General features: G+C 61.4%; 20 protein-coding genes. 10 read left to right on the forward strand and 10 right to left on the reverse strand.

Going from position 1 to position 22,307, the window contains the following annotated elements:
* Positions 1-315: 315 nt before the first annotated feature.
* From ACA068_RS16350 to ACA068_RS16380, 7 genes are all read left to right on the forward strand, one after another.
* Positions 316-669: a hypothetical protein gene (locus ACA068_RS16350; RefSeq protein WP_462035196.1), complete on the forward strand. Its 354-nt coding sequence runs from the start codon at positions 316-318 to the stop codon at positions 667-669.
* A gap of 272 nt (positions 670-941) precedes the next feature.
* Positions 942-1,901, forward strand: coding sequence for an AAA family ATPase (locus ACA068_RS16355; protein WP_003218556.1), 960 nt, complete (start codon positions 942-944; stop codon positions 1,899-1,901).
* 5 nt (positions 1,902-1,906) lie between these two features.
* Positions 1,907-2,851, forward strand: coding sequence for a DUF58 domain-containing protein (locus ACA068_RS16360; protein WP_438659141.1), 945 nt, complete (start codon positions 1,907-1,909; stop codon positions 2,849-2,851).
* Entirely contained in the window at positions 2,848-3,342 is a 495-nt protein-coding gene (locus tag ACA068_RS16365) for a DUF4381 domain-containing protein (RefSeq protein ID WP_497303188.1), read from the forward strand. The genes ACA068_RS16360 and ACA068_RS16365 overlap by 4 nt, the downstream gene beginning before the upstream one ends.
* Positions 3,335-4,414 (forward strand): vWA domain-containing protein, encoded by a 1,080-nt coding sequence (locus tag ACA068_RS16370; RefSeq protein ID WP_497303190.1) that lies wholly within the window; start codon positions 3,335-3,337, stop codon positions 4,412-4,414. The genes ACA068_RS16365 and ACA068_RS16370 overlap by 8 nt, the downstream gene beginning before the upstream one ends.
* Positions 4,411-6,150, forward strand: a complete 1,740-nt coding sequence (locus ACA068_RS16375; RefSeq protein WP_497303192.1) for a tetratricopeptide repeat protein — start codon at positions 4,411-4,413, stop codon at positions 6,148-6,150. The genes ACA068_RS16370 and ACA068_RS16375 overlap by 4 nt, the downstream gene beginning before the upstream one ends.
* Positions 6,147-7,787, forward strand: a complete 1,641-nt coding sequence (locus ACA068_RS16380; protein ID WP_497303194.1) for a BatD family protein — start codon at positions 6,147-6,149, stop codon at positions 7,785-7,787. The genes ACA068_RS16375 and ACA068_RS16380 overlap by 4 nt, the downstream gene beginning before the upstream one ends.
* A gap of 6 nt (positions 7,788-7,793) precedes the next feature.
* On the opposite strand, the gene ACA068_RS16385 is transcribed toward ACA068_RS16380, so the two are convergent.
* A complete protein-coding gene (locus tag ACA068_RS16385) occupies positions 7,794-9,377 on the reverse strand; it encodes an ABC-F family ATP-binding cassette domain-containing protein (protein ID WP_497303196.1) in 1,584 nt (527 codons plus the stop codon).
* 213 nt (positions 9,378-9,590) lie between these two features.
* Between ACA068_RS16385 and ACA068_RS16390 the strand changes: the two genes are divergently transcribed.
* The 3 genes from ACA068_RS16390 to ACA068_RS16400 are packed head-to-tail and all read left to right on the forward strand — an operon-like array spanning position 9,591 to position 15,066.
* On the forward strand, positions 9,591-10,835 hold the full coding sequence (locus ACA068_RS16390) for an exonuclease SbcCD subunit D C-terminal domain-containing protein (protein WP_497303198.1): 1,245 nt from the start codon (positions 9,591-9,593) through the stop codon (positions 10,833-10,835).
* A complete protein-coding gene (locus tag ACA068_RS16395) occupies positions 10,832-14,473 on the forward strand; it encodes an SbcC/MukB-like Walker B domain-containing protein (RefSeq protein WP_497303200.1) in 3,642 nt (1,213 codons plus the stop codon). Before ACA068_RS16390 ends, ACA068_RS16395 begins: the two co-directional genes overlap by 4 nt.
* Positions 14,470-15,066 carry a glutathione S-transferase gene (locus tag ACA068_RS16400; protein ID WP_497303202.1) on the forward strand — a complete coding sequence of 199 codons (597 nt, stop codon included), beginning with the start codon at positions 14,470-14,472 and terminating at the stop codon, positions 15,064-15,066. The genes ACA068_RS16395 and ACA068_RS16400 overlap by 4 nt, the downstream gene beginning before the upstream one ends.
* A 160-nt stretch (positions 15,067-15,226) precedes the next feature.
* On the opposite strand, the gene ACA068_RS16405 is transcribed toward ACA068_RS16400, so the two are convergent.
* The 9 genes from ACA068_RS16405 to ACA068_RS16445 all read right to left on the reverse strand — a co-directional run bounded on the left by ACA068_RS16405 (position 15,227) and on the right by ACA068_RS16445 (position 22,198).
* On the reverse strand, positions 15,227-15,484 hold the full coding sequence (locus tag ACA068_RS16405) for a hypothetical protein (RefSeq protein ID WP_497303203.1): 258 nt from the start codon (positions 15,482-15,484) through the stop codon (positions 15,227-15,229).
* On the reverse strand, positions 15,481-15,693 hold the full coding sequence (locus ACA068_RS16410; protein WP_497303205.1) for a hypothetical protein: 213 nt from the start codon (positions 15,691-15,693) through the stop codon (positions 15,481-15,483). Before ACA068_RS16410 ends, ACA068_RS16405 begins: the two co-directional genes overlap by 4 nt.
* A 115-nt stretch (positions 15,694-15,808) precedes the next feature.
* Entirely contained in the window at positions 15,809-15,934 is a 126-nt protein-coding gene (locus ACA068_RS16415; protein WP_497303207.1) for a hypothetical protein, read from the reverse strand.
* Positions 15,935-16,143: 209 nt separating this feature from the next.
* Positions 16,144-16,323, reverse strand: coding sequence for a hypothetical protein (locus ACA068_RS16420; RefSeq protein WP_497303209.1), 180 nt, complete (start codon positions 16,321-16,323; stop codon positions 16,144-16,146).
* Between the two features lie 155 nt (positions 16,324-16,478).
* On the reverse strand, positions 16,479-17,648 hold the full coding sequence (locus ACA068_RS16425) for a lactonase family protein (protein ID WP_497303210.1): 1,170 nt from the start codon (positions 17,646-17,648) through the stop codon (positions 16,479-16,481).
* Positions 17,641-17,937 (reverse strand): DUF5629 family protein, encoded by a 297-nt coding sequence (locus ACA068_RS16430; protein WP_497303212.1) that lies wholly within the window; start codon positions 17,935-17,937, stop codon positions 17,641-17,643. The genes ACA068_RS16425 and ACA068_RS16430 overlap by 8 nt, the downstream gene beginning before the upstream one ends.
* Positions 17,938-18,139: 202 nt before the next feature.
* The gene (locus ACA068_RS16435; RefSeq protein WP_497303213.1) at positions 18,140-19,720 is read right to left on the reverse strand and encodes an aldehyde dehydrogenase (NADP(+)); all 1,581 of its coding nucleotides are present in this window, start codon (positions 19,718-19,720) and stop codon (positions 18,140-18,142) included.
* An 11-nt stretch (positions 19,721-19,731) separates the two neighbouring features.
* Positions 19,732-20,724, reverse strand: a complete 993-nt coding sequence (gene araD1 / locus ACA068_RS16440) for an AraD1 family protein (protein WP_497303215.1) — start codon at positions 20,722-20,724, stop codon at positions 19,732-19,734.
* A gap of 151 nt (positions 20,725-20,875) precedes the next feature.
* Positions 20,876-22,198: an MFS transporter gene (locus tag ACA068_RS16445; RefSeq protein ID WP_497303217.1), complete on the reverse strand. Its 1,323-nt coding sequence runs from the start codon at positions 22,196-22,198 to the stop codon at positions 20,876-20,878.
* Positions 22,199-22,307 lie beyond the last annotated feature (109 nt).

Consider the following 22,307-nt stretch of genomic DNA (forward strand, 5'->3'; position numbering starts at 1 on the left):
ATTGCACAATGCCTTTACGGATATCCATTCGATGCGCAGCTTAACGAGTGCGGTAACGCCTGTGCTTGCGGCGCTGCGACATATTCGGTCATCGGTACGCAGCTCACGGCATGCGCCTCGAACAACACTAGCAGCCGTGCGGGAAAACGGGCGTTTTATCCCCGGTTTTACGGCACATCCGTACCAGAAATGACCAGTAACACTCCAAGTGTTCACGACACATACTCTGACACTCAGGCGAGCAGAAATTCCCGAGGGCTGGCAGAATCGCCTTTTATTGCATTCACAATGCTCGCCGAGCCAGGATTCCCCCCCATGCAAATGACCACCGCACTCTTGATCGTCAACCCGTGCGATGACGAAGAAGACAACATGGCCATGCTCTGCTGCCACAGCGATCAGGGCGACATGTTCCTGATGACCCGTTACCCGGACGAGGACGCGCTGGACATCACCCTCGACGGCGAGCCTTCGACGCTCGATGGCGTGAAAGTCACGCTCAGCCCTACCCGATTGCTGATCGAAATCGCGGCGGCGGATGCGGATGCGTTGAATGGGGATGATTCGCTGGAGATCATTCACAGCACCGATGCGAGCGATCTGGCGGAGGTTGAAGAAACGTTGCAGAACATCCTCAAGGGGACTGGCACCTATATCAGCGAGCTCTGATTTTCGGCGCCTGTGCCGGCCCCTTCGCGGGCAAGCCTCGCTCCTACAGGTCCAGCACGGGTCCTGGTGTAGGAGCGAGGCTTGCCCGCGAAGGCGTCCGAAAGAACAACACCATTGCCCCGCCCTACAATTTTCAAACAATTTCCCCAACCATTTCCCACTCTTTGCACAAAATGCCGTTAGTCGTCGCCCCCCGCGATGGATTAAAGTAGCGCCCCCAGCCCTGGCGTTATTCGAACGTCTTCGGTCACCCTTTCCAGGAACAGTCATCGATGGAACATCGTGAAGCGCTGCTAGCGCTGCGAACCTTTCTTTCAACGCAGATTCTCGGCCAGGAAAAACTCATCGAGCGCTTGCTCATCGCCTTGCTCGCCGACGGCCACATGCTGGTCGAAGGCGCCCCGGGGCTGGCCAAGACCAAGGCCATCAAAGAACTCGCCGAAGGCATCGAAGCCCAGTTCCATCGCATCCAGTTCACCCCCGACCTGCTGCCGGCCGACATCACCGGCACGGAAATCTATCGCCCGGAAACCGGCAGCTTCGTGTTCCAGCAAGGACCGATCTTCCATAACCTGGTGCTGGCGGATGAAATCAACCGCGCCCCGGCCAAGGTTCAATCGGCATTGCTGGAAGCCATGGCCGAGCGTCAGGTCAGTGTCGGGCGCAGCACTTACGAACTGTCGCCACTGTTTCTGGTGATGGCCACGCAAAACCCGATCGAGCAGGAAGGCACCTATCCGTTGCCGGAAGCTCAGCTCGACCGCTTCCTGATGCACGTCAAAATCGGCTTCCCGGATGCTGCCGTCGAGCGCCGGATCCTGCAACAGGCCCGTGGCGAAGCCCTTAACGGCGAAACCAAACCCGAGCGCCGGGTCAGCCAGCAGGCGATTTTCGCCGCGCGCAAGGAAATCCTCGGCCTGTACATGGCCGACGCCGTGGAGGAATACCTGGTGCAACTGGTCATGGCCACGCGCACCCCGGCCAAGTTCGACCCGGAGATGGCCGAGTGGATCGCCTACGGCGCCAGTCCTCGTGGTTCGATTGCCCTCGACCGCTGCGCCCGGGCCCACGCCTGGCTGGCCGGTCGCGACTTCGTCAGCCCGGAAGACATTCAAGCGGTGCTGTTCGACGTGTTGCGCCACCGCATCATTCTTTCCTTTGAAGCCGAAGCCGCTGGCATCGATCAGGACCGGGTGGTCCAGCGGATTCTCGACGTCGTAGCCGTCGCTTGACCCCGATGAACGCCCTCCTGCCGCCCGAGCCGGGCATCCGCGTCAGCCTCGCCGAGCTGATCGAGATGCGCCATCGCGTGCGCGAAGTGCAGCTGTTTTCCACGCCGAGCCAGCGTAGCCCGCTGATCGGCCTGCACCACTCCAAGCTGCGCGGCCGGGGTGTGGACTTCGATCAGGTGCGGGTTTACCAGGCCGGCGACGACGTGCGCACCATCGACTGGCGCGTCACCGCCCGCACCCAGGAGCCGCACACCAAGCTGTTTCATGAAGAACGCGAGCGGCCGATTTTCATCATGGTCGAGCAAAGCCGTCGGCTGTTTTTCGGCTCCGGGCTGATGTTCAAATCAGTGCTGGCCGCCCAGGCGGCGAGCCTGATCGGCTGGGCAGCCCTTGGCCATAACGACCGGGTCGGCGGGCTGGTGTTCGGCGACAACGAGCACTACGAGATCAAACCCCGGCGCAGCAAACAAAGCCTGCTGCAACTGCTTAACCGTCTGGTGCGGGTCAATCAGTCGCTGCACACCGAAAGCGAGCAGAACCGCGACTCCCTCAACCTGGCGCTGCGTCGTGCGCGGGAAGTGCTGCGCCCCGGCAGCCTGGTGATCGTGATCTGTGATGAACGTGCCTTGACCGAAGGTTCTGAACAGCAGCTGAGCCTGTTGTCGCGCCATTGCGATTTGTTGCTGTTGCCCCTGTCCGACCCGCTGGATCACGCCCTGCCCGCCGCCGGGCTGCTGCGCTTCGCCGAACGCGGCGCGCAACTGGAACTCGACACGCTGAATTTCGACCTGCGCCAGACCTACCGCGCTCAGGCCGAAGCGCGTATTGCCCGCTGGGAACTGCTCGCGCAAAAGCTGCGCGTGTTGCTGATGCCGCTGAGCACCCAGAGCGAGATGGTCGAGCAACTGCGCGAGTACCTGAACCCTCAAAAACCGGGGAAAGGTCGATGAGCAGCCTCGATCAACTGCAACCGCTGATCTCGCCGCCGCCCGTCGAGTTCTGGCCACCTGCGCCCGGCTGGTGGCTGTTGCTGTTATTGCTGCCGCTGATCGGTTTCGGTCTGTGGAAAGCGCGGCGATTCATTCCGAACAAACGCCCGATAGTGCGCGCCGAACAACCGCTGGACCCGGTGCGTATCGCCGCATTGGCCGAACTGGCGCAGATGCCAAAACCCTACGACGGCGCCCCGGCCGGCGCCTGGTTGCAGCAACTCAACGGCTTGCTCAAACGCCTGTGCCGCAACCATTACCCCTACAGCCAGAGCCATACCCTCAACGGGCGCAAGTGGCTGGCGTTCCTCGACAACCGGTGCCCGGCCGCCGGCCTGACCCGCTGGATGGTGCTGGTCGAAGGCGCCTACAAACCCGAATGCAAACTCGACGACAAGGCCATCGCCGGCCTCACTCAAGCCGTCGATACCTGGATTCGCAAACATGTTTGAGTTCGCCTGGCCGTGGATCTTTGTCCTGCTGCCGCTGCCCTGGTTGATGCGCGTCCTGCTGCCGGTGGCCGACAGCGGCGAACCGGCACTCAAAGTCAGTTTCCTCAACGACCTCGAAGGCCTGGCCCGCCGCCGTGCACGGGCCAACCTGCCGGCCTGGCGCCAGCAAGCACCGTTCATTCTGTTGTGGCTGTTGTTGCTGATAGCGACGGCGCGCCCGCAATGGCTGGGCGAACCGCTGCCGATTGCCGCCAGTGGTCGAGATCTGCTGGTGGCCGTGGACGTGTCCGGCTCCATGGATTTCCCCGACATGCAGTGGCAGGACGAAGACGTCAGCCGACTGTCGCTGGTTCAGCACTTGCTCGGTGACTTCCTTGAAAGTCGCGACGGCGATCGCGTCGGCCTGATCCTGTTCGGCAGCCAGGCGTACCTGCAAGCGCCATTGACGTTCGACCGGCACACCGTGCGCGTGTGGCTGGACGAAGCGCGAATCGGCATCGCCGGCAAAAACACCGCCATCGGCGATGCCATCGGCCTCGCCCTTAAACGCCTTCGCATGCGTCCAGCCCAGAGCCGCGTGCTGATCCTGGTCACGGACGGCGCCAACAATGGCGGTGAAATCGACCCGCTCACGGCGGCGCGGCTGGCGGCCAAAGAAGGCGTGAAGATCTACCCGATCGGCATCGGCGCCGACCCGGAGCAAAGCGGCACCTTGGGTTTCCTCGGGGTCAATCCGAGCCTGGACCTCGATGAACCGGCGTTGAAGGCCATCGCCCAAGCCACCGGCGGTCAGTACTTCCGCGCCCACGATGGCAAAGAGCTGCAGTCGATCAAGGACACCCTCGACACACTTGAGCCAGTGACTCAACAACCGACCCAGGCTCGCCCGGCGCAGGCGTTGTATCACTGGCCTTTGGCGCTGGCGTTGTTGTTGAGCATGTTGTTGGTGGTGCGCGAGCGTTGGCCGGACAACCCACTGCAACGGCTGTTTACCAAGGACCTTTTTTTGCAGACGCAACTGCCTGACTGGCGCCAGCGGCTCAAACGCCTGCGTCTGCGGAGGCGCCGATGAGTGCGCTGTGGCCGTACTGGTTTCGCCCTTGGTGGCTGCTGTTGTTGCCGCTGTTGGGCTGGCTGCTCTGGCAACTCTGGCATCGGCAAAAACGCGCCGGACGCTGGCAGATGATCCTGCCACCGGCCTTCCACGCCGCACTGCTGAGCGGTGGCAACGGTCGCGATAACAAGTTGCCGTGGGTCGTCCTTGGCGTGGCGTGGGTATTGACCGTCCTGGCCTTGTTGGGGCCGAGTTGGGAGCGCGTCGAACAAATCAGTCAGAAACCCGCCGACCCGCTGGTGGTTGTGCTTGAGCTGACCCCGGAAATGCTCGCCACCGACGTTGCGCCGAACCGACTCGAACAGGCCCGACGTAAACTGTTGGACCTGCTGCAAGTCCGCAGCGACGCGCAGACTGCAATCGTCGTCTACGCCGGCAGCGCCCACACCTTGGTGCCGCTGTCGGATGACCTGTCGACCAGCCGTAATCTGCTCGATGCGCTCAAGCCTTCGCTGATGCCCGAAGCCGGCCATCGCGCGGACCTCGCGGTGACCAAGGCCCTGGCACTGCTGAATCAGGGGGATTTGGGTGAAGGCCGGATCCTGTTGATCGGTTCCACCCTGACGGACCTGGAACGTGAAGGTATTCGCCAGGCGCTGGACCGAAAATCGACGCAGTTCCTGATGCTCGGCATCGGCACTGCCGAAGGTGCGCCGGTCGCTCAGGAGGACGGCAGTTTCCTCAAGGACGATCAGGGCGCGATTCTGGTGCCGCACCTAGACAGCCCCAGCCTGAAAGCCTTTGCCAGCGACCTCGGCGGAGACTATCGTCCGGCGCGTCTGGACGACACCGACCTGCGTGGACTCGGCCTGCTCGACGGCCCACGCACCCTGCGCAACGACGGCCAGACTTTGCGCCTCGACACCTGGGCCGATCAGGGTTACTGGTTGCTGCTGCCGCTGTTGCTGCTGGCGGCGTGTGCTGGTCGTCGTGGCTGGCTATTCTGCCTGCCGCTGCTGTTCCTGCTGCCGCAACCCAGTTATGCCTTCGACTTCGAAGACTTGTGGTTGCGCCCCGATCAACGGGGCCTGCATTTGCTCAGGCAAGGCCATCCGGCGAAGGCTTCGCAGCATTTCGAGGATCCGCAGTGGCAAGGCGTCGCGCTGTATGAGGCCGGCGACTACAGCGGCGCCGCCCAGCAGTTCGCCCAGGGCAACGACGCCCACGCCCACTACAATCGTGGCAACGCCCTGGCCAAAAGCGGTGAGCTGGAAGCGGCGCTGGATGCTTACGATCAGGCACTGGAACAGCAACCGGATTTGCGCCCGGCACAGACCAACAAGGCGCTGGTGGAAAGTCTGCTCAAACAGAAAAACACCCCGCCACCGGTCGAGCCGCAGAAAACCGCCAATGACGAGACCGAGAACACCGAGCAAGAACCGCCACCGGGTGCCGCCACGCAACCGGCGGACAATGACCATCCGACATCCGACGTCGAGCAGTCCACGCCGGACGCCGGGCAGCAGGCCACCACGCCACCGAAACCGGGCACCAATGAAGTCCCGGGCAGCGAGTTGGGGGACGAGCAAAGCACCACGCCACCGCTGCGTCCGGCCAGTGACAACATCGATGGCGAACAGCGTCAGGCGCTGGAGCAATGGCTGCGCAAGATCCCGGATGACCCGGGTGAATTGCTCAGGCGCAAATTCTGGTACGAACAGCAACAACATCAGGATCAGGAAAAAACGCGATGACCCGCTTCACCCTTTTCATGCTCGCCCTGCTGTTTTGCACCGTTCAGGCCCAGGCGGCGGCGCTGGTCGCCAGTGTCGATCGCAGTCGCCTGAACTCCGGCGAGACGGTCGAACTGACCCTGGAATCCAACGACGTCACCCAATTCGGCAAGCCTGACCTGGCACCGCTGGAACCGCAGTTCGAAGTGCGTGGCACCCGCCAGGTCAACCAACTGACCACCCTGAACGGCGACAACCGCGCCACCACGCGCTGGATCATCACCTTGCTGCCCAAGGAAAACGGCAGCGTGACGATTCCATCGCTGCAACTGGGCGAGGTGCAGAGCCAGCCGATTACCGTGCAAGTGGTCGAAAGCGAAACCCAGGACACCAAGAACAAACTGGCCCCGGTGTTTATCGACGCGAGCCTCGACCAAAGCAGCGTGTACGTGCAAGCCCAGGCCATCCTGACCTTGCGCATCTACCATTCGGTGTCGCTGTACGACGACAGCAGCCTGACCCCGTTGCAGATTCCCGATGCGCGCATCGAACAACTGGGCGAGTCGCGCACTTACGAGAAAGCCATCAATGGTCTGCGTCATGGCGTGATCGAAATGCGCTATGCGATCTACCCGCAACACAGCGGCGAATTGACCATCCCGGCGCAAATATTCAGTGCCACGCTCGTCGACGCGCAGCCCGCTCAGGACGCCGCTGCCCAGGCGCCGAAGTCCGGAAAACTGATGCGCGTGAGCTCCGCCCCGATTCTGCTGACGGTCAAGGCCAAACCGATCACGTACCCTGCCGACCTGCCCTGGTTGCCAGCCCGCAGCCTGAACCTGAGCGAAAGCTGGAACCCGGAGCCGGACCATGCGCAGGTGGGTGATTCGCTGACTCGTAGTCTGACCTTGAAGGCCGAAGGCCTGGCCAGCTCCCAACTGCCGCCGCTGCCCGCCACCGACGTCAATGGGCTGCGCCGCTACCCGGATCAACCGGTGCTGAGCAACCAAAGCACTGAGCGCGGCTTGATCGGCAGCCGTGAAGATCGCGAAGCGCTGGTGCCGGGCCGCAGTGGTGCCATCGAGTTGCCTGCGGTGGAAGTGGTCTGGTGGAACACCTTCGAAGATCACCTGGAACACAGCAGCCTGCCGGCCCGAAGCCTGCAAGTGGCGAACAATCCGAGCCTGGTGGTTGATACACCGGCTAACACCGCGCAAGTGAATACCGGCGTCGACAGTGAAACCTTGTGGAAGTGGAAACTCAGCACATTGATTCTGGCCTGCACCACGTTGCTGGGTTTCGGCCTCTGGTGGCGCGCCCGCTGGCAACCGGCAATCCTGCGCGCTGCGCAGACCGGCCCGAGCCCACGCACCGTCCTCGACGAACTCAAGCGCGCCTGTCAGGCCAACGAGCCCCACGCCACCCGCCAGGCCCTCGACGCCTGGGCCCGGCAACAACCGGAAACCCTGGCCGATATGGCGGCGCGCTTCGTGCCACTGTCCGACGCACTGGACGGCTTAAACGGCGCGCTCTACAGCGAAACCGGCCAGCACTGGCAAGGCGAAGATCTGTGGCGGGCGATCAAGGCGATCCCGATTGCCGAACGGGTTCATGATCCGGTGGGTGACAGCGGGCTGCCGCCGCTTTATCCGAAGTAACGGTCCCTAGCTGTCGAGATGGAACTCAGTGTCCAGATGAATGGCCTGTAGAAAAGCGCTGTCGTGGGAGACGACGATCAATGCCCCTTGGTACTGATTGAGCATCTGCTCCAGCGCCGTTTTACTGGGCAAGTCCAAATGGTTATCCGGCTCGTCCAGCAACAGTAACTGCGGTGGCCGCAGTGCATACAACTGCGCCGCCAGGGCTATTTTCAGGCGTTCGCCACCACTCAACTGACTGGTCTTGAGCGTCGCTCGATCCGCATCAATGCCCATCTGCGCCAACCGGGTTCGCGCCTCGGCTTCGGGCAACTCCGGATTGCTCTCGTAGAGCCATTGCACCGCCGTGCGCTCGGGGTGCTGCAACCCGGCGTGTTGATCCAGCCAGCCGACATGGCAGGTGCGTATGACTTCGCCTTCGCGAACCGGCAACTGGCCGGCGATCACCTGCAACAAGGTCGACTTACCGCTACCGTTGGCGCCGAGGATTGCCATGCGCATAGGCCCGGTCAGCGTCAGATTGACCGGCGCCGTGTGACCGAACGGCAGAATGACGTCGTTGAGCTGCACAATCAGCTTGCCATTGGGCACCACGCTTTCCGGGGACAGCATCATGCGCTGGATATCCGGCGCACACCGCGCCCGGGCTTCGGCAATACGTTGTTGTTGCTGCTCCCGGGCCACTTGCTGATTGAGGCGCAATTTTCCCTGACTGTTTTCACTGCGTTCTTTCTGGGCGTTGGTGATCAACTTGGTCTGATTGCCGTCGCGGGCCTGACGGTCGCCGCGCGCATTACGCCGTTGCTGACGCTCCATCTGCACGGCCATCTCACGTTGCTCGCGCTTGGCCTGTGCCCGCTCGCCTTGCAATGCCGACTGGAACGACTGCTGTTCCTGCTCGCGCGCCGCCACATATTGACTGTAGTTGCCGCCATGGGCCGCCAACCCCAATGGCGAGAGCTCGACGATTTCGCTCATGTGTTCCAAAAGGCCGCGATCGTGACTGATCAACACCAGACCGTTGGACCAGCGATTGATCTGCTGCGCGAGCTGGTGTTGCTGATCAATGTCCAGGTGGTTGCTGGGTTCATCCAGAATGAGCCAGTCGGCCCGGGACAACCACGCCCCCAGCAGCGCCACCCGCTGCCGCTCGCCCCCACTGAGGACGTCAGTGTGCGAGTCGGCATTCAAATGGCCCAGGCCGATCTTCTCCAGCTCCGCCTCAAGGCGTGTGGCGCAATCCCATTGATCGACAGCCAGCGCATGGTCCGCATCGTCAACGCTACCCTGGGCAATGCGATCCAGCGCCGCCAAAATAAGATCGACACCTGCCAACGCGGCAACGGTGGGATAGCGGTTTTGCTCCAGTAACTGCTCCACGGCGTATACCTGACCTTCGCGGCGGACGATGCCGCTGGTGGGCCGTTGCTCCCCCGTCAGCAGGCGGCCAAGCAACGACTTGCCGCAGCCATTGGCACCCACGATGCCGGTGGTCCGGGCGCTGAAGGTGTGGTTGAAGTCATCGAACAAGACGCGCCCGTCGGGCAGGTTGAACGACACATGATCAAGCTGAAGTAACCGTTGGGTCATGACGTCTCCTTAACTATTCAAAACTCCCTGGTAGTGCGCTACACCGTCCGTCTCGTCACCTCGGTCTGCTGCCTACCATACTGAAACCCCACACAATCGATAGGCAAACTTTCAAAGCTTTCAGCATCCCCGGTCTTTTGCCATTAAACTCTCTCCCCTTTCGCCGCCCTCATTTTCCACGCGGCCATCACCTTATTTCCTACGGAGTTCGCCTTGCGTCTGTTTCACACCTCCGACTGGCACCTTGGGCAGAACCTGCACGGCCAAGACCGTGATTTCGAGCACGGCTGCTTTCTCGAATGGCTGCTGCTTCAACTGAAGCTGGACCAGCCCGATGTGCTGTTGATCGCCGGCGATATCTTCGACACGGTCAACCCGCCGGTCAAAGCCCAGGAACGCCTCTACGAATTCATCGTCAGCGCCCACGAGCAGCAACCGCTGCTGACCATCGTCATCATCGCCGGCAACCATGACTCCGGCTCGCGGATTGAACTGCCTGCGCCGTTGATGCGCCGTTTGCGCACCCATGCGCTCGGCCGGGTGCTGTGGCTCGACGACGGTCAACTGGACGCCGAGCGGCTGTTATTGCCGTTGCCGGATGCCAGCGGTGAAATCGCTGGCTGGTGCCTGGCGCTGCCGTTTTTGCGCCCGGCCGAAGTGACTGGTGCGCAGTTGGGTGACAACTACCTGCGCGGCATCGGTCAGGTTCATGAATGGCTGATCGAGGCGGCCAATGCCAAGCGCAAGCCTGGTCAGGCGCTGATTGCGATCAGCCACGCGCACATGGCCGGTGGGTCCGTTTCGGAAGACTCCGAGCGCAGCCTGATCATCGGCAATGCCGAAGCCCTGCCCGCCAGTCTGTTCGGGCCGAGCATCAGCTACGTCGCGCTGGGGCATTTGCACAAGCCGCAGAAGGTCAACGGTGAAGAGCGCATCCGCTACAGCGGCTCGCCGATTCCGTTGTCGTTCTCGGAAATCGGTTATCAGCATCAAATTCTCGACGTCACACTCGACGGCGAAACCCTGGTCAGCGTCGAGCCGAAACTGATTCCCCGCGCGGTCAACCTGCAACGCATCGGTCCGGCGCCCCTGGCTGAAATCCTCTTGCAACTGGCCGACTTGCCGAACATCGATTTGCTGGCCGATATCCAGCGCCAACCGTGGCTGGAAGTTCGCGTGCGTCTCGACGAGCCGCAACCCGACTTGCGCCACCAGGTTGAAAGTGCCCTGCAAGGCAAAGCCGTGCGCCTGGTGCGCATCGCCGCCGAATATGCCGGCAACGGCAGTCGCGAGGGCGTCGATGACGGCACCACGTTGATCGAACTGGACCAGCTCACGCCTCAGGAATTGTTCAGTCGCGCCTGGCAGGATAGCTATGGCAGCGAGGTTGATGAGCAGACGCTGAAAGACTTTGCCGAGCTGTTGCAGGATGTGCAGATGGAGAGCGAACAACCATGAAGATCCTCGCGATCCGCCTGAAAAACCTCGCCTCGCTGGCCGGGCCCTTTGAAATCGACTTTACCGCTGAACCGCTGGCGAGTGCCGGCCTGTTCGCGATCACCGGGCCGACTGGCGCGGGCAAAAGTACCTTGCTCGACGCCTTGTGCCTCGCGCTGTTTGGCGCCGTTCCGCGACTGAGCAACGCCCAGGTGTCTGCCAAGGCGCCGGACGCCGATGGCGAAATCAGCACCGGCGACCCGCGCACCTTGCTGCGTCGTGGCACCGGCGAAGGGTATGCCGAAGTAGATTTCGTCGGCATCGATGGCCGGCGTTACCGCGCGCGCTGGGAAGCCAATCGCGCCCGGGAAAAGGCCGGCGGCAAGCTGCAAGCCAGCCGTCAGAGTCTGCGTGACATCGATCAGGATCAGTTGCTGGCCAGCCAGAAAGTCGAGTTCAAAACCCAGCTCGAAGCCGTGCTGGGCCTGAACTTCGAACAGTTCACCCGCGCCGTGCTGCTGGCCCAGAGCGAGTTCAGTGCCTTCCTCAAGGCTAACGACAACGAACGCAGCGAACTGCTGGAAAAGCTCACCGATACCGCGCTGTACACCCGCCTCGGTCGCCGCGCCTTCGACAAAGCTAAAGAGGCGCGTGAAGCGCATAAGTTGTTGCAGGATCAGGCCACGGGCGTGACGCCGCTGTCCCCCGAAGCCCGAGCCGAACTCGATGAGCGCTTCAACGAGGCGCAGCAGCAACTCAAGACCCAGCAAGCGCAGCTCAAACAGCTTGAATTGCAGCACACCTGGCTCAAGGACCTGCGTCAATTGCAGGACGAGCAACAGAGCGCCACCGAGCAGCTGACCAGCGCCCGGCAGCACTGGGAAAGCCTGGCCGGCGAACGGTTGAAGCTCAATCGCCTGGAACAACTGGCCCCGCAACGGCACCAGTTCGCCCGCAAGACCGAACTCACCGCCCAGCTCACCCCGCTGGCGGTGCAGATTCAGCATTACACCCAGCAGCAAGCCGAGTTGAACAAGCGTCAGGCGCAACTCGAACAAAGCTTGAGCGTTGCGCAGACCGCGCTGGTCGACGCCCAAAGCCAACACACGGCAAAAGCTCCGTTGCTGCGCCAGGCCTTTGAAGAGCAAAGCACCCTCGCCCGGCTGGTCAAAGACGCCAGTGTGAGTGCCGAGCACAAGCAACAAGTGGAACTGGCCAGCACTCAAGGGCAGAACACGATTCAAGGCTTGCTCGAGCAACAAAAGCAGGTGGCTGCACGTCTGGAGCGGATTGCCGGCGAGCTTGAGCAAAGCACGCATTTAGCGCCGTTGAGCGAGGCGTGGAACGCCTACCGTGATCGCTTGCAACAGCTGATGCTGATCGGTAATCGCCTGAACAAGGGCCAGGCTGAACTGGCCGCCCTTGAGCAAAGCGCCGCCCGCACCGGCGAAGAACTGGCGGCTCAAAAGCAGCATCTGGAAGTGCTCTACAAAGAAGCCGGTGCCGAACCCGAGGCGGTGGCCGAACAGATCCAACTGCTGGGCAATCTGTTGCAGGACAACCGCAAACAACTGCGGGCGTTCGAGGAATTGACACGGCTGTGGGCCAGCCAGCAGGAGATCGACAAGCGCAGCACGGAGCTGACGCAACGCCAGCTCAGCGCCCAACAGGAACGTGATCGCCTGACCCAGGACGGCGTGAAGGCCAAGAACGAATTGGTCGTCGCCGAACAGACCCTGACCGTCACTCGTGAACTGCTGGAGCGTCAGCGTTTGGCCCGCAGCGCCAGCGTCGAAGAACTGCGCGCACAGTTGCAGGACGATCAACCGTGCCCGGTCTGCGGCAGCCCCGACCATCCTTACCATCAACCCGAAGCGTTGCTGCATAGCCTCGGTCGCCACGATGAAAGCGAGCAGGCCAACGCGCAGAAGGCCGTTGACCTGCTGAAAGAGAAACTCACCGATTTGCGTGGCGAAGTCGGCGGCTTGATTGCTCAGCAAAAAGAACTGTTGCAGCAGCAGGAGCAACTCGCCATCCAGCAACAAGGCCTGACGCCGAGCCTCGAAGCGCATCCGTTGTCGACGCAACTGCTGGCTCAGGACGCGAGCAAGCGCGACAGTTGGCTGGCGCAGCAAAACAGCCAGTTGAACCAGAGCATCACCCAGGATGAACAACGGCAGACCGCCCTGCTCACCCTGCAACAAGACGCGGCTCGCCTTCAGCAGCAACTGCGCAGTGCCGAAGCGGCAAGCCAGCAAGCGACGCAGCACTTGAGTAACCAGCAGCGTGAGCTGGGCAGTGACAGCCAACGTCTCGACGAAGAGCTGAGCGCCTTCAGCACCCTGCTCCCGGCCGAGACACTGGAGGCCTTGCGCAACGAACCGGCCGCGACCTTCATGCAACTCGACCGGCAGATTGCCCAGCGACTGGAGCAACTCGACCAGCAGCGCGATGAGCTCGGCGAACAGCAACAACGTCAGCAGACACTGGAAAAAGAACAGGATCGCCAACTGGCCCGCGCCCAGGCACTGGAAGCGGCCCAGCAGCAATTCACCGTCCTCGCCGAGCAACAACAGGCTTGCCAGGAACGACTGACGCAATTGCTGGGCGAACACAGCAGCGCCGAACACTGGCAGCAGCAACTGGATCAAGCCGTCGAACAGGCGCGCACTGCCCAGGCAACGGCCCATCAGGAACTGCAAACCGTGCACACGCGGTTAGTCGAACTGGCCGCTGAACTAAAAGCCAGACAAGAACGTCTGCTGGCCTTGGAAACCGAAGACCGCGACCTGAGCGCAAAGATCGCCGACTGGCGCGCCTTGCATCCGGAGCTCGACGATGGCGGACTGGAAGCGCTGCTGAGCGTCGACGACCAGCAAGTCAGCGAACTGCGGCAGCACTTGCAGCAAAGCGAAAAAGCCATCGAGCAGGCCAACGTGCGATTGCAGGAACGGGATCAGCGTCTGCTCAATCATCAGGCGCAACACAACGGCAATCTCGACGCCGAGCAACTCGCCACGGCCCTGACAGACCTGCAAAACCTGTTCGCCGCCAGCGAACACCGTTGCGCCGAACTGCGTGCCGAACAGGCCGAGGATCAGCGTCGGCAGAACGCCAATCAGGCCCTGGCGCAGCAGATCGCCGAGGCCTACAGCGAATACCAGCGTTGGGCTCGCTTGAATGCGTTGATCGGCTCGGCGACCGGCGACACTTTCCGCAAGATCGCCCAGGCCTATAACCTCGACTTGCTGGTGCATCACGCCAACGTGCAGTTGCGACAACTGGTGCGGCGCTATCGCCTGAAACGCGGCGGCAGCATGCTCGGGTTGCTGGTGATGGACACCGAGATGGGCGACGAACTGCGTTCGGTGCATTCGTTGTCGGGCGGCGAAACGTTCCTGGTGTCGCTGGCCCTGGCGCTCGGCTTGGCGTCGATGGCCTCCAGCACACTGAAAATCGAATCGCTGTTCATCGACGAAGGCTTCGGCAGCCTCGATCCGGAATCCCTGCAACTGGCCATGGACGCACTCGATGGCTTGCAAGCCCAGGGCCGCAAGGTCGCGGTGATTTCCCATGTGCAGGAAATGCATGAGCGGATTCCGGTGCAGATTCAGGTTCACCGCCAAGGCAATGGCCTGAGTACCCTGGAGGTGAAATGAATACGCTGTACTCGTTCCGCCGCTGCCCTTACGCCATGCGAGCGCGCATGGCCTTGCGCTATTCGGGCGTTGCAGTGCAGATTGTCGAGGTCAGCCTGAAAGCCAAGCCTGCCGAGATGCTCGCGCTATCGGCCAAGGGCACGGTCCCGGTGCTGAGTGTCGACGGTCAGGTGATCGATGAAAGCCTGGCGATCATGCACTGGGCCTTGGCGCAGAACGATCCGCAGGATTGGTTGCTCAAGGGTGATCCAGCCGGACAGGCGCACATCGCCGCCCTGATTGAAGAGAACGATCAGACGTTCAAGGTGCATCTGAATCGCTACAAGTACGCCGAGCGTTACCCCGAGCAGCCGATGGAAACCTATCGCGCTGCGGGTGAGGTGTTCTTGCGCAAGCTGGATGAGTTGCTGGAGGGGCGCGATTACCTGCTGGCGGAGCATCCGAGTCTGGCGGATGTGGCATTGATGCCGTTCATACGGCAATTCGCCCATGTCGATCGCGAGTGGTTCGGGCAGACGCCTTATGTGCGGTTGCAGGCGTGGTTGCAGCGGTTTTTGGAGTCGACGTTGTTTGTAGGTGTGATGCAGAAGTAATCGAACACCCCCTGTGGCGAGGGAGCTTGCTCCCGCTCGGCTGCGCAGCAGGCGTAAATCGGCTGACGCAATCTTGCTGACGTTGCAGGTTTTGGGGCTGCTTCGCAGCCCAGCGGGAGCAAGCTCCCTCGCCACAATGGATCTCAGTGGCCGCTGGCTCTTAGGCGAACACTTCACACATTTCAAGCACCGAGCAATCCACCTGGAACGGCCCGAAAAAATCGTCTTGCCGCTTGATAGGCGGATTACCTGCCAGCAGTCCCAAGGACTTCTCCGTTTCAATGTTTCGCGCCAGGTTGTGATTGGCTTCGATGGACCGTGCGACCGAACCCGCCGAGCCCTGGCCTATCCCCAACAGGGAAGCGCCATTGGTCATGAATGCCAGGAAGGCGATGACCCAGAGTTTGCCCCCTTTCATGCCCCTGCCACTCCCGCCAATGCTGCGTGATCGACCACCACGTCTTGAGCGCGGTGTTCGAACTGGATGGCGGGATAAGCGACCTGAATGGGTGCTTCAACGGTGTGCTGCAATTGAGCCGAAACGCTGACGACCAGTACCAGGGCCACGTAAAGACCAATGGCCAGGTAGGCGCCGTATTTGGCAGAAATGATGATTGAGCTGGCCATGGTGTTCTCCGTGGGCATGTTTCAGAGCCCACAGAATCGATCAAAAAAGCTGTGCAAACCACTCAGGGTTTTCCATAGTAACCATCAGCTTCGTTAATCATTAAGCCAGTCTATTTCAGTCTTCAATAAAACTCATCAAGCGTTCGCGGGCCGCATCCGGCTCGTCTGGAACAGGCGGGGCAGCCGAAAGAATGGGGGTTGAATAGAGAAACAGAAGAACCACTGCGAGACGCATCGCCATGCTGTCGATCCTTGTTATTGATGAGGAGTCAAAAACTCAGCGTCGAATCTAAACGCATGGCCATGTGATATCAAGCGCTTGATTAGTGGCAATGTGATGCTGTCGTAAACGCGTTATGCAGGAGCGACATCACTCTGGTTTCTCGAAGCTGTTCAGCCCGATCGACGCAAGTGACTTCGCTCCTGCATAAAAGGTGCAGGGCTTGAATTTCAGGCTTGGGTCTTGTGATCCAGCGCCGCGTAGAAGTTGGCGCTCTGTTGCAGGTATTTCTGGGTGTAGCTCTGGGTGTGGGATTTTTTGTCGCTGACTTCAACGTTGGCGCTGGCTGGCAGCGCAACGGTGGCGGAGATGGCAGAAGCGGCGATGACGGAGAAGAGATTGAAGTTCATGGCGGTATTCCTCGGATTCAGTTGGCTTGCTTGCCCGGTGGGGCCGTAGAGCAAACTTAACCTTCGAGGTTGGCGCCTTGAAATCTTTTGTAGCATTAGCAGATATCAGTCTCATTAATACTAGGATGCAGGCCCCATCAACCGGGGCCTGCGGCCTATTGACGCACCAGAAACTTGAGGTCGCTTGGGGCATCCATTGGCAGTTTCTGTACGGTTTTACCCAGCAGACCGGTCTTGGCATCGCGCTCTACCACGACGATCTGGTTGCTCTTTTGATTGGCAATCAGCAAGAACTGGCCACTCGGGTCGAGGCTGAACTCGCGCGGGTGATCACCTTCCACCGAGCGACGCTGCAGCTCCTTGAGGTGGCCGGTCGCAGCATCAATGGCAAACACCAGTAACTGATTGGCGGTGCCACGGTTGCTGACGTAGAGGAACTTGCCATCGGCCGAGGCGTGCAGCGCAGCGGCGGCCTTGTCGGAGACAGGTTGACCCGCCGCCAGATCAACCATCTGGGTTTGCTCAAGCTTGCCGTTCTGGTAATCGAACACCGCGACCTGCGCGCTCATTTCCATGGTGAGCCAGGCATGTTTGCCATCGACGCTGAACAGCAAATGACGCGGCCCGCTGCCGGCCGGCAACTGAACGGCCGCCGGGGTGGCGGCAACCAGCGGCAGCTGCGGGTTGGCCTTAGGGTCGAAACGGTAGACAAAGATCCTGTCGGCGCCCAGGTCATTGGAGAACACGTACTTGCCGTCCGGCGAGGAAACCGTCGAATGCACATGCGCCGACATCTGCCGCTCCGGATTGACCCGGCTCGACGGGTGACTGCTCATCTGCACTACGGGTTGGAGCTTGCCGTCGGCACCCACCGGCAACACCGCCAACGTGCCACCCGGGTCTTCAACCACCGAATAGTTGCTGACGAACAAATGACTGGCGTCACCGCTGAGGCTCGAATGTGTTGGCTCGTTGCCCAGGCTCTGCACCTGATTGATCAGGCTCAGTGCATGGGTCTTGGGATCGATCGCATAACTGCTGACGCGCCCTACCAGGTCTTTCTGGCCGGGGCCGTTTTCGTTGACCACGAACAGGCGCTGCTGATCTTTGGAAACGGTTAGCCAAGAGGGGTTTTCACTGGTGACCACTTGCAGCGGCTTGGGGTTGATCTGCCCGGTGGCGCTGTCAAAGGTCAGGCGATAAATCCCCTGGCTCTGCCCCGCCGTGTAGGAGCCGACCAGCAACTGATAGTCGTCGGCCGACGCCGCCTCAATGCCCATCGCGCCGATGCTGCCGGCCATCAACAGCGGCCAAAGCTTATGCATTCTCGTTCCCTTCTTCCTCGTCGTCATCACCGCGGAACGCGGTCATGCACACCAGCCGATGCTCGCCGGAACTGCCGGTGATCAGCCAGCTTTGCAGGGTTGAATCGAAGGTCGCGGCCTTGACCTCGGCCGGAGTGAACTCCCAGTGCTTGGACGCTCGGCCATCAATGCATTCGATGTGCAGATTGTCGTCTTCATCGAGGGAGAATTCGAAGGCGTGCAGCCCGTCGATTTCTACCATATCGCAGTGTTCGAGGGTGGCGAGCAAGGTGTCGGTTGCGGCAGTCATGGCAGTCAATCTTTGAATGGGAAAGACGCAATGATAGCTCAATGCGGGGGCAGGTCTGTGCCGGTCGCACATCACACATAACCGCGAACCAATGTGGGAGCGGGCTTGCTCGCGAATGCGTAGTATCAGTCGATATCTACGTTGACTGACATACCGCTTTCGCGAGCAAGCCCGCTCCCACAGGGGGTCATGTGCGAGGCTGCTAGAGGGCGTCGCGGGATGGCTTGCCGTCCACCAGGCGCTGGATTCGCAGGGGATTAGCGTTCTTCAACGGTTCCGGCAGCAGGCTGTCAGGATAGTTCTGGAAACACACCGGACGCAGGAAGCGATCAATCGCCAACGTGCCCACCGACGTGCCGCGCGCATCGGAAGTCGCCGGGTACGGCCCGCCGTGGACCATCGAGTCACAGACTTCAACGCCCGTCGGATAGCCATTGAGCAGAATCCGTCCGACCTTTTGCTCCAGCAGCGCCGTCAGCTCGCCGAATTGTTCGAAGTCTGCGGGTTCGCCAATGATGGTCGCCGTCAGTTGCCCGTGCAGACCGTTTAACGCGGCACTGAGTTGCGCCTGATCCGCGACTTCTACGAACACCGTGGTCGGGCCGAACACTTCTTCCTGCAGCACCGCATCGCCATTGATCAACAGGCCGACGTCGGCTTTGAACAACTGCGGTTGCGCCTGATGGCCTTGCTGCGGGCTACCGGCCAGATGCTCGATGCCCGGGTGTGCAAGGAGTTTTTGCAGGCCGTTGCCATAGCTGCCCAACGTCCCGGCATTGAGCATCGTTTGCGCCGGCTGATCGCCGATGAGGCCCGCCACCTGCTGCACAAACGCGGTGAACTGCGGCGAGCGAATACCGATGACCAGACCGGGATTGGTGCAGAACTGACCGCACCCCTGCACCACCGAAGCGGTCAGGTCACGGGCGACGCTGTCGGCCCGAACGTCCAATGCGTGCGGTAACACGATCACCGGGTTGATGCTCGACATCTCGGCGAACACCGGGATCGGTCGTGGACGTGCGGCAGCCATGTCGCACAACGCGCGGCCACCCTTCAGCGAACCGGTAAAACCGACCGCTAGAATCGCCGGGTGCTTGACCAGCGCTTCGCCGACTCCGCCGCCGTAGATCATGTTGAACACCCCAGCCGGCATGCCGGTTTTTTCCGCCGCGCGAATCAACGCATCAGCGACCTGTTCCGCGGTGGCCATGTGGCCGCCGTGAGCCTTGAACACCACCGGGCAACCGGCGGCCAGCGCCGACGCGGTGTCGCCGCCTGCAGTGGAGAAGGCCAACGGAAAGTTGCTCGCACCAAACACCGCGACAGGCCCAAGACCGATGCGGTATTGGCGCAGGTCCGGACGGGGCAGCGGCTGGCGATCCGGCAAGGCCTGATCAATCCGCGCGCCGTAGAAATCACCGCGACGCAGCACTTTGGCAAAGAGACGCATCTGGCCGCTGGTACGCCCACGCTCGCCTTGAATACGTCCGGCAGGCAATGCCGTTTCGCGGCAGACCACCGCGACAAAGTCATCCCCCAAGGCGTCCAGTTCATCGGCAATCGCATCGAGAAATTGCGCGCGACGTTCCGCGCTCAGGCTACGGTATGCCGAGTACGCTGCGGCGGCGGCCTTGGCGGCGGCATCGACTTCCTCGGGCGTGGCCTGGAAGAAATCATGAGGCAGTGCTTCGCCCGTGCTGGCATCGACGCTCTGCAGTTTGACGGTGCCGGTCGCACTGCGCTGACCGCCAATGTAGTTGTGACCAAGAATCCGGGTCATGGGTGTCTCCTTTAAAGGGTGCCGACGGTGCCGGGCTCGAACGCTGCTTCAACCGGTGCGATCCCGTTGATCAACGGCGCGCCGAACTCGGCCTGACTGATCTCGAACACATCTCCCGGTCGGGTGCGAATGCCGTCGGCAAAGGACAGGGTCGCGGTGCCGAAAAAATGAATGTGCACGTCGCCCGGACGCAGGAACTGGCTGTACTTGAAATGGTGGTACTCAAGATTTTCCAGGCTGTGGCACATGTTGGCCTCGCCACTGAGGAACTCGTTCTGCCACAGCACTTCACCGTCACGCAGGATGCGGCTGGTGCCAGCCAGATGCGCGGGCAATTCGCCGACCCGCAGTTCCGGGCCATAGCTGCAACTGCGCAATTTCGAATGCGCCAGGTAGAGGTAATTCTTGCGCTCCATCACATGGTCAGAGAACTCGTTGCCCACCGCAAAACCAAGGCGATACGGTTTGCCGTCGTGGCCGATGACGTAGAGGCCACTGAGTTCTGGCTCTTCCCCCGCGTCTTCGGCGAATGGCGGCAGCGGGAACGGCTGGCCCGGACGCACGACGATGCTGCCGTCGCCCTTGTAAAACCACTCCGGTTGCACACCGACCTGCCCGGCCGCCGGTTTACCGCCCTCCACGCCCCATTTGAAAATACGCAGGGTGTCGGTCATCGCGGCTTCCTCGCCGGCTTGCTGGTGCATCTTGTCCCGGGCCGAGGCGCTGCCGAGATGGGTCAGACCGGTACCGCTGACCAGCATGTGCGCCGGGTCCGGGTGATCCAGCGGAGGGAGGATCCGCAGTTGCGCCAGCAGCTCTGCGTAGTCATGGCTGATGCCCAGGCCCAGGGCTTTAACCTGTTGCTGCAGATTGACACCCGCCTCGATCGCCGCCAGGGCCAGGTCACGGACGGACCGCGCGTCCTGCACTTCACGAACCAGCACCTCCTCGACCACGCCTACCCGGCGCTCGCCGTTACTCAATTCGAATTGCACTAAACGCATGATTTTCTCCCATAGACAAAACGTGAACACACCGCAAACCCCTTGTGGGAGCGGGCTTGCTCGCGAAGGGGCCGTCACATTCAACTTAAACGGTGACTGACACTCCGTCTTCGCGAGCAAGCCCGCTCCTACAGTTGATCGGTGTAAATCCTCAGGTACGAGTCGCGCCGCGGGCACTGGCCGCGAACTGGTCGGCCGCCAGCACATGCTTGCGCTCCAGCAACCGATAGACCACGCCGGTCAACACCAGCCCGCACACCATCACCCCCGACAGGAAGTACAGCCCCGACGCCAGGTTGCCGGTGTATTCCTTCAGCGCACCGATCACAAACGGGCCGATGTAGCCGCCGAGGTTGCCCACCGAGTTGATCAACGCGATCCCGGCCGCGGCACTGGCGCCGGCGAAGAAACGCCCGGGCAAGGTCCAGAACACCGCAGTGCAGGAAAACAGCGCAAACGCCACCAGGCACAACGCCGCGAGTTGCAGCACAGGCACCGTCAGCCAGGCGCTGAGGAACAGGCCGATGGCGCCCAGCACGTAAAGCACGGCGAGGTGCCCGTAACGATCATTCAGGCGGTCGGAACTGCGCGGAATGATCAGCAGACCAATGATCCCGAAGATGTACGGCACCGATGACACGAAACCAGTCACCAGGTCCGTGCCGCCAAACTGTTTGATCAAGGTGGGCAGCCACAGGCCCAGGCCATAAATGCTCAAGGTCACCGGCAGATAAAACAGCGCCAGCAACAACACGCGTTTGTCTTTCAGGGCATGCAGCGGATTGCCGTGACGGGTCTGTCCGTATGCATCAAGGTCCTTTTTCAACTCGCCGGTCAGCCAGTCTTTCTCAGCCTGGTCCATCCATTTCACCTGTTGCGGGCCGTCCGGCAGGTAACGCAGCACTGGCCACGTCAGCAGGATCGCCGGGGTGCCGATGACGATAAACAGCCACTGCCAGCCATGCAGACCGAGGATGCCGTCCATGCCGAGCAAGCCGCCGGACACCGGGCCGGTGATCATCATCGCGATGGGTTGGGAAAGGATGAACAGCCCGAGGATCTTGCCGCGATGGCGAACGGGGAACCATTGGGTGATGTAGTAGAGAACGCCCGGGAAGAACCCGGCTTCGGCCGCGCCGAGCAGAAAACGCATGACATAGAAGCTGTGCGGCCCTTGGACGAAGGCCATGCCAATGGTGATGGCGCCCCAGGTGACCATGATCCGCGCGAACCAGCGCCGTGCACCGAAGCGGTCGAGCATCAGGTTGCTGGGGATTTCCAGCAGGAAGTAACCAATGAAAAACAACCCTGCGCCGAGCCCATAGGCCGCGTCACCCAGGCCAATGTCGGCGCCCATGTGCAGCTTGGCGAAACCTACGGCGGAGCGATCCACATAGGCGATCAGGTACAGCAGGATCAGGAAGGGAATCAGTTTCAGCGTGATGCGACGAATAAGCCGCAGTTCCTGGCTCATGAGATCGGTCTCCGATTGTTGTTTTTATAGAACCTCGGGGGACGCCTCTCGCAAAAACTGCCAGGGCCATCCCTCCGTTGAAAGCGACTATATAGTATTACTAATTAGC

Source organism: Pseudomonas sp. LBUM1660, from assembly GCF_059695935.1.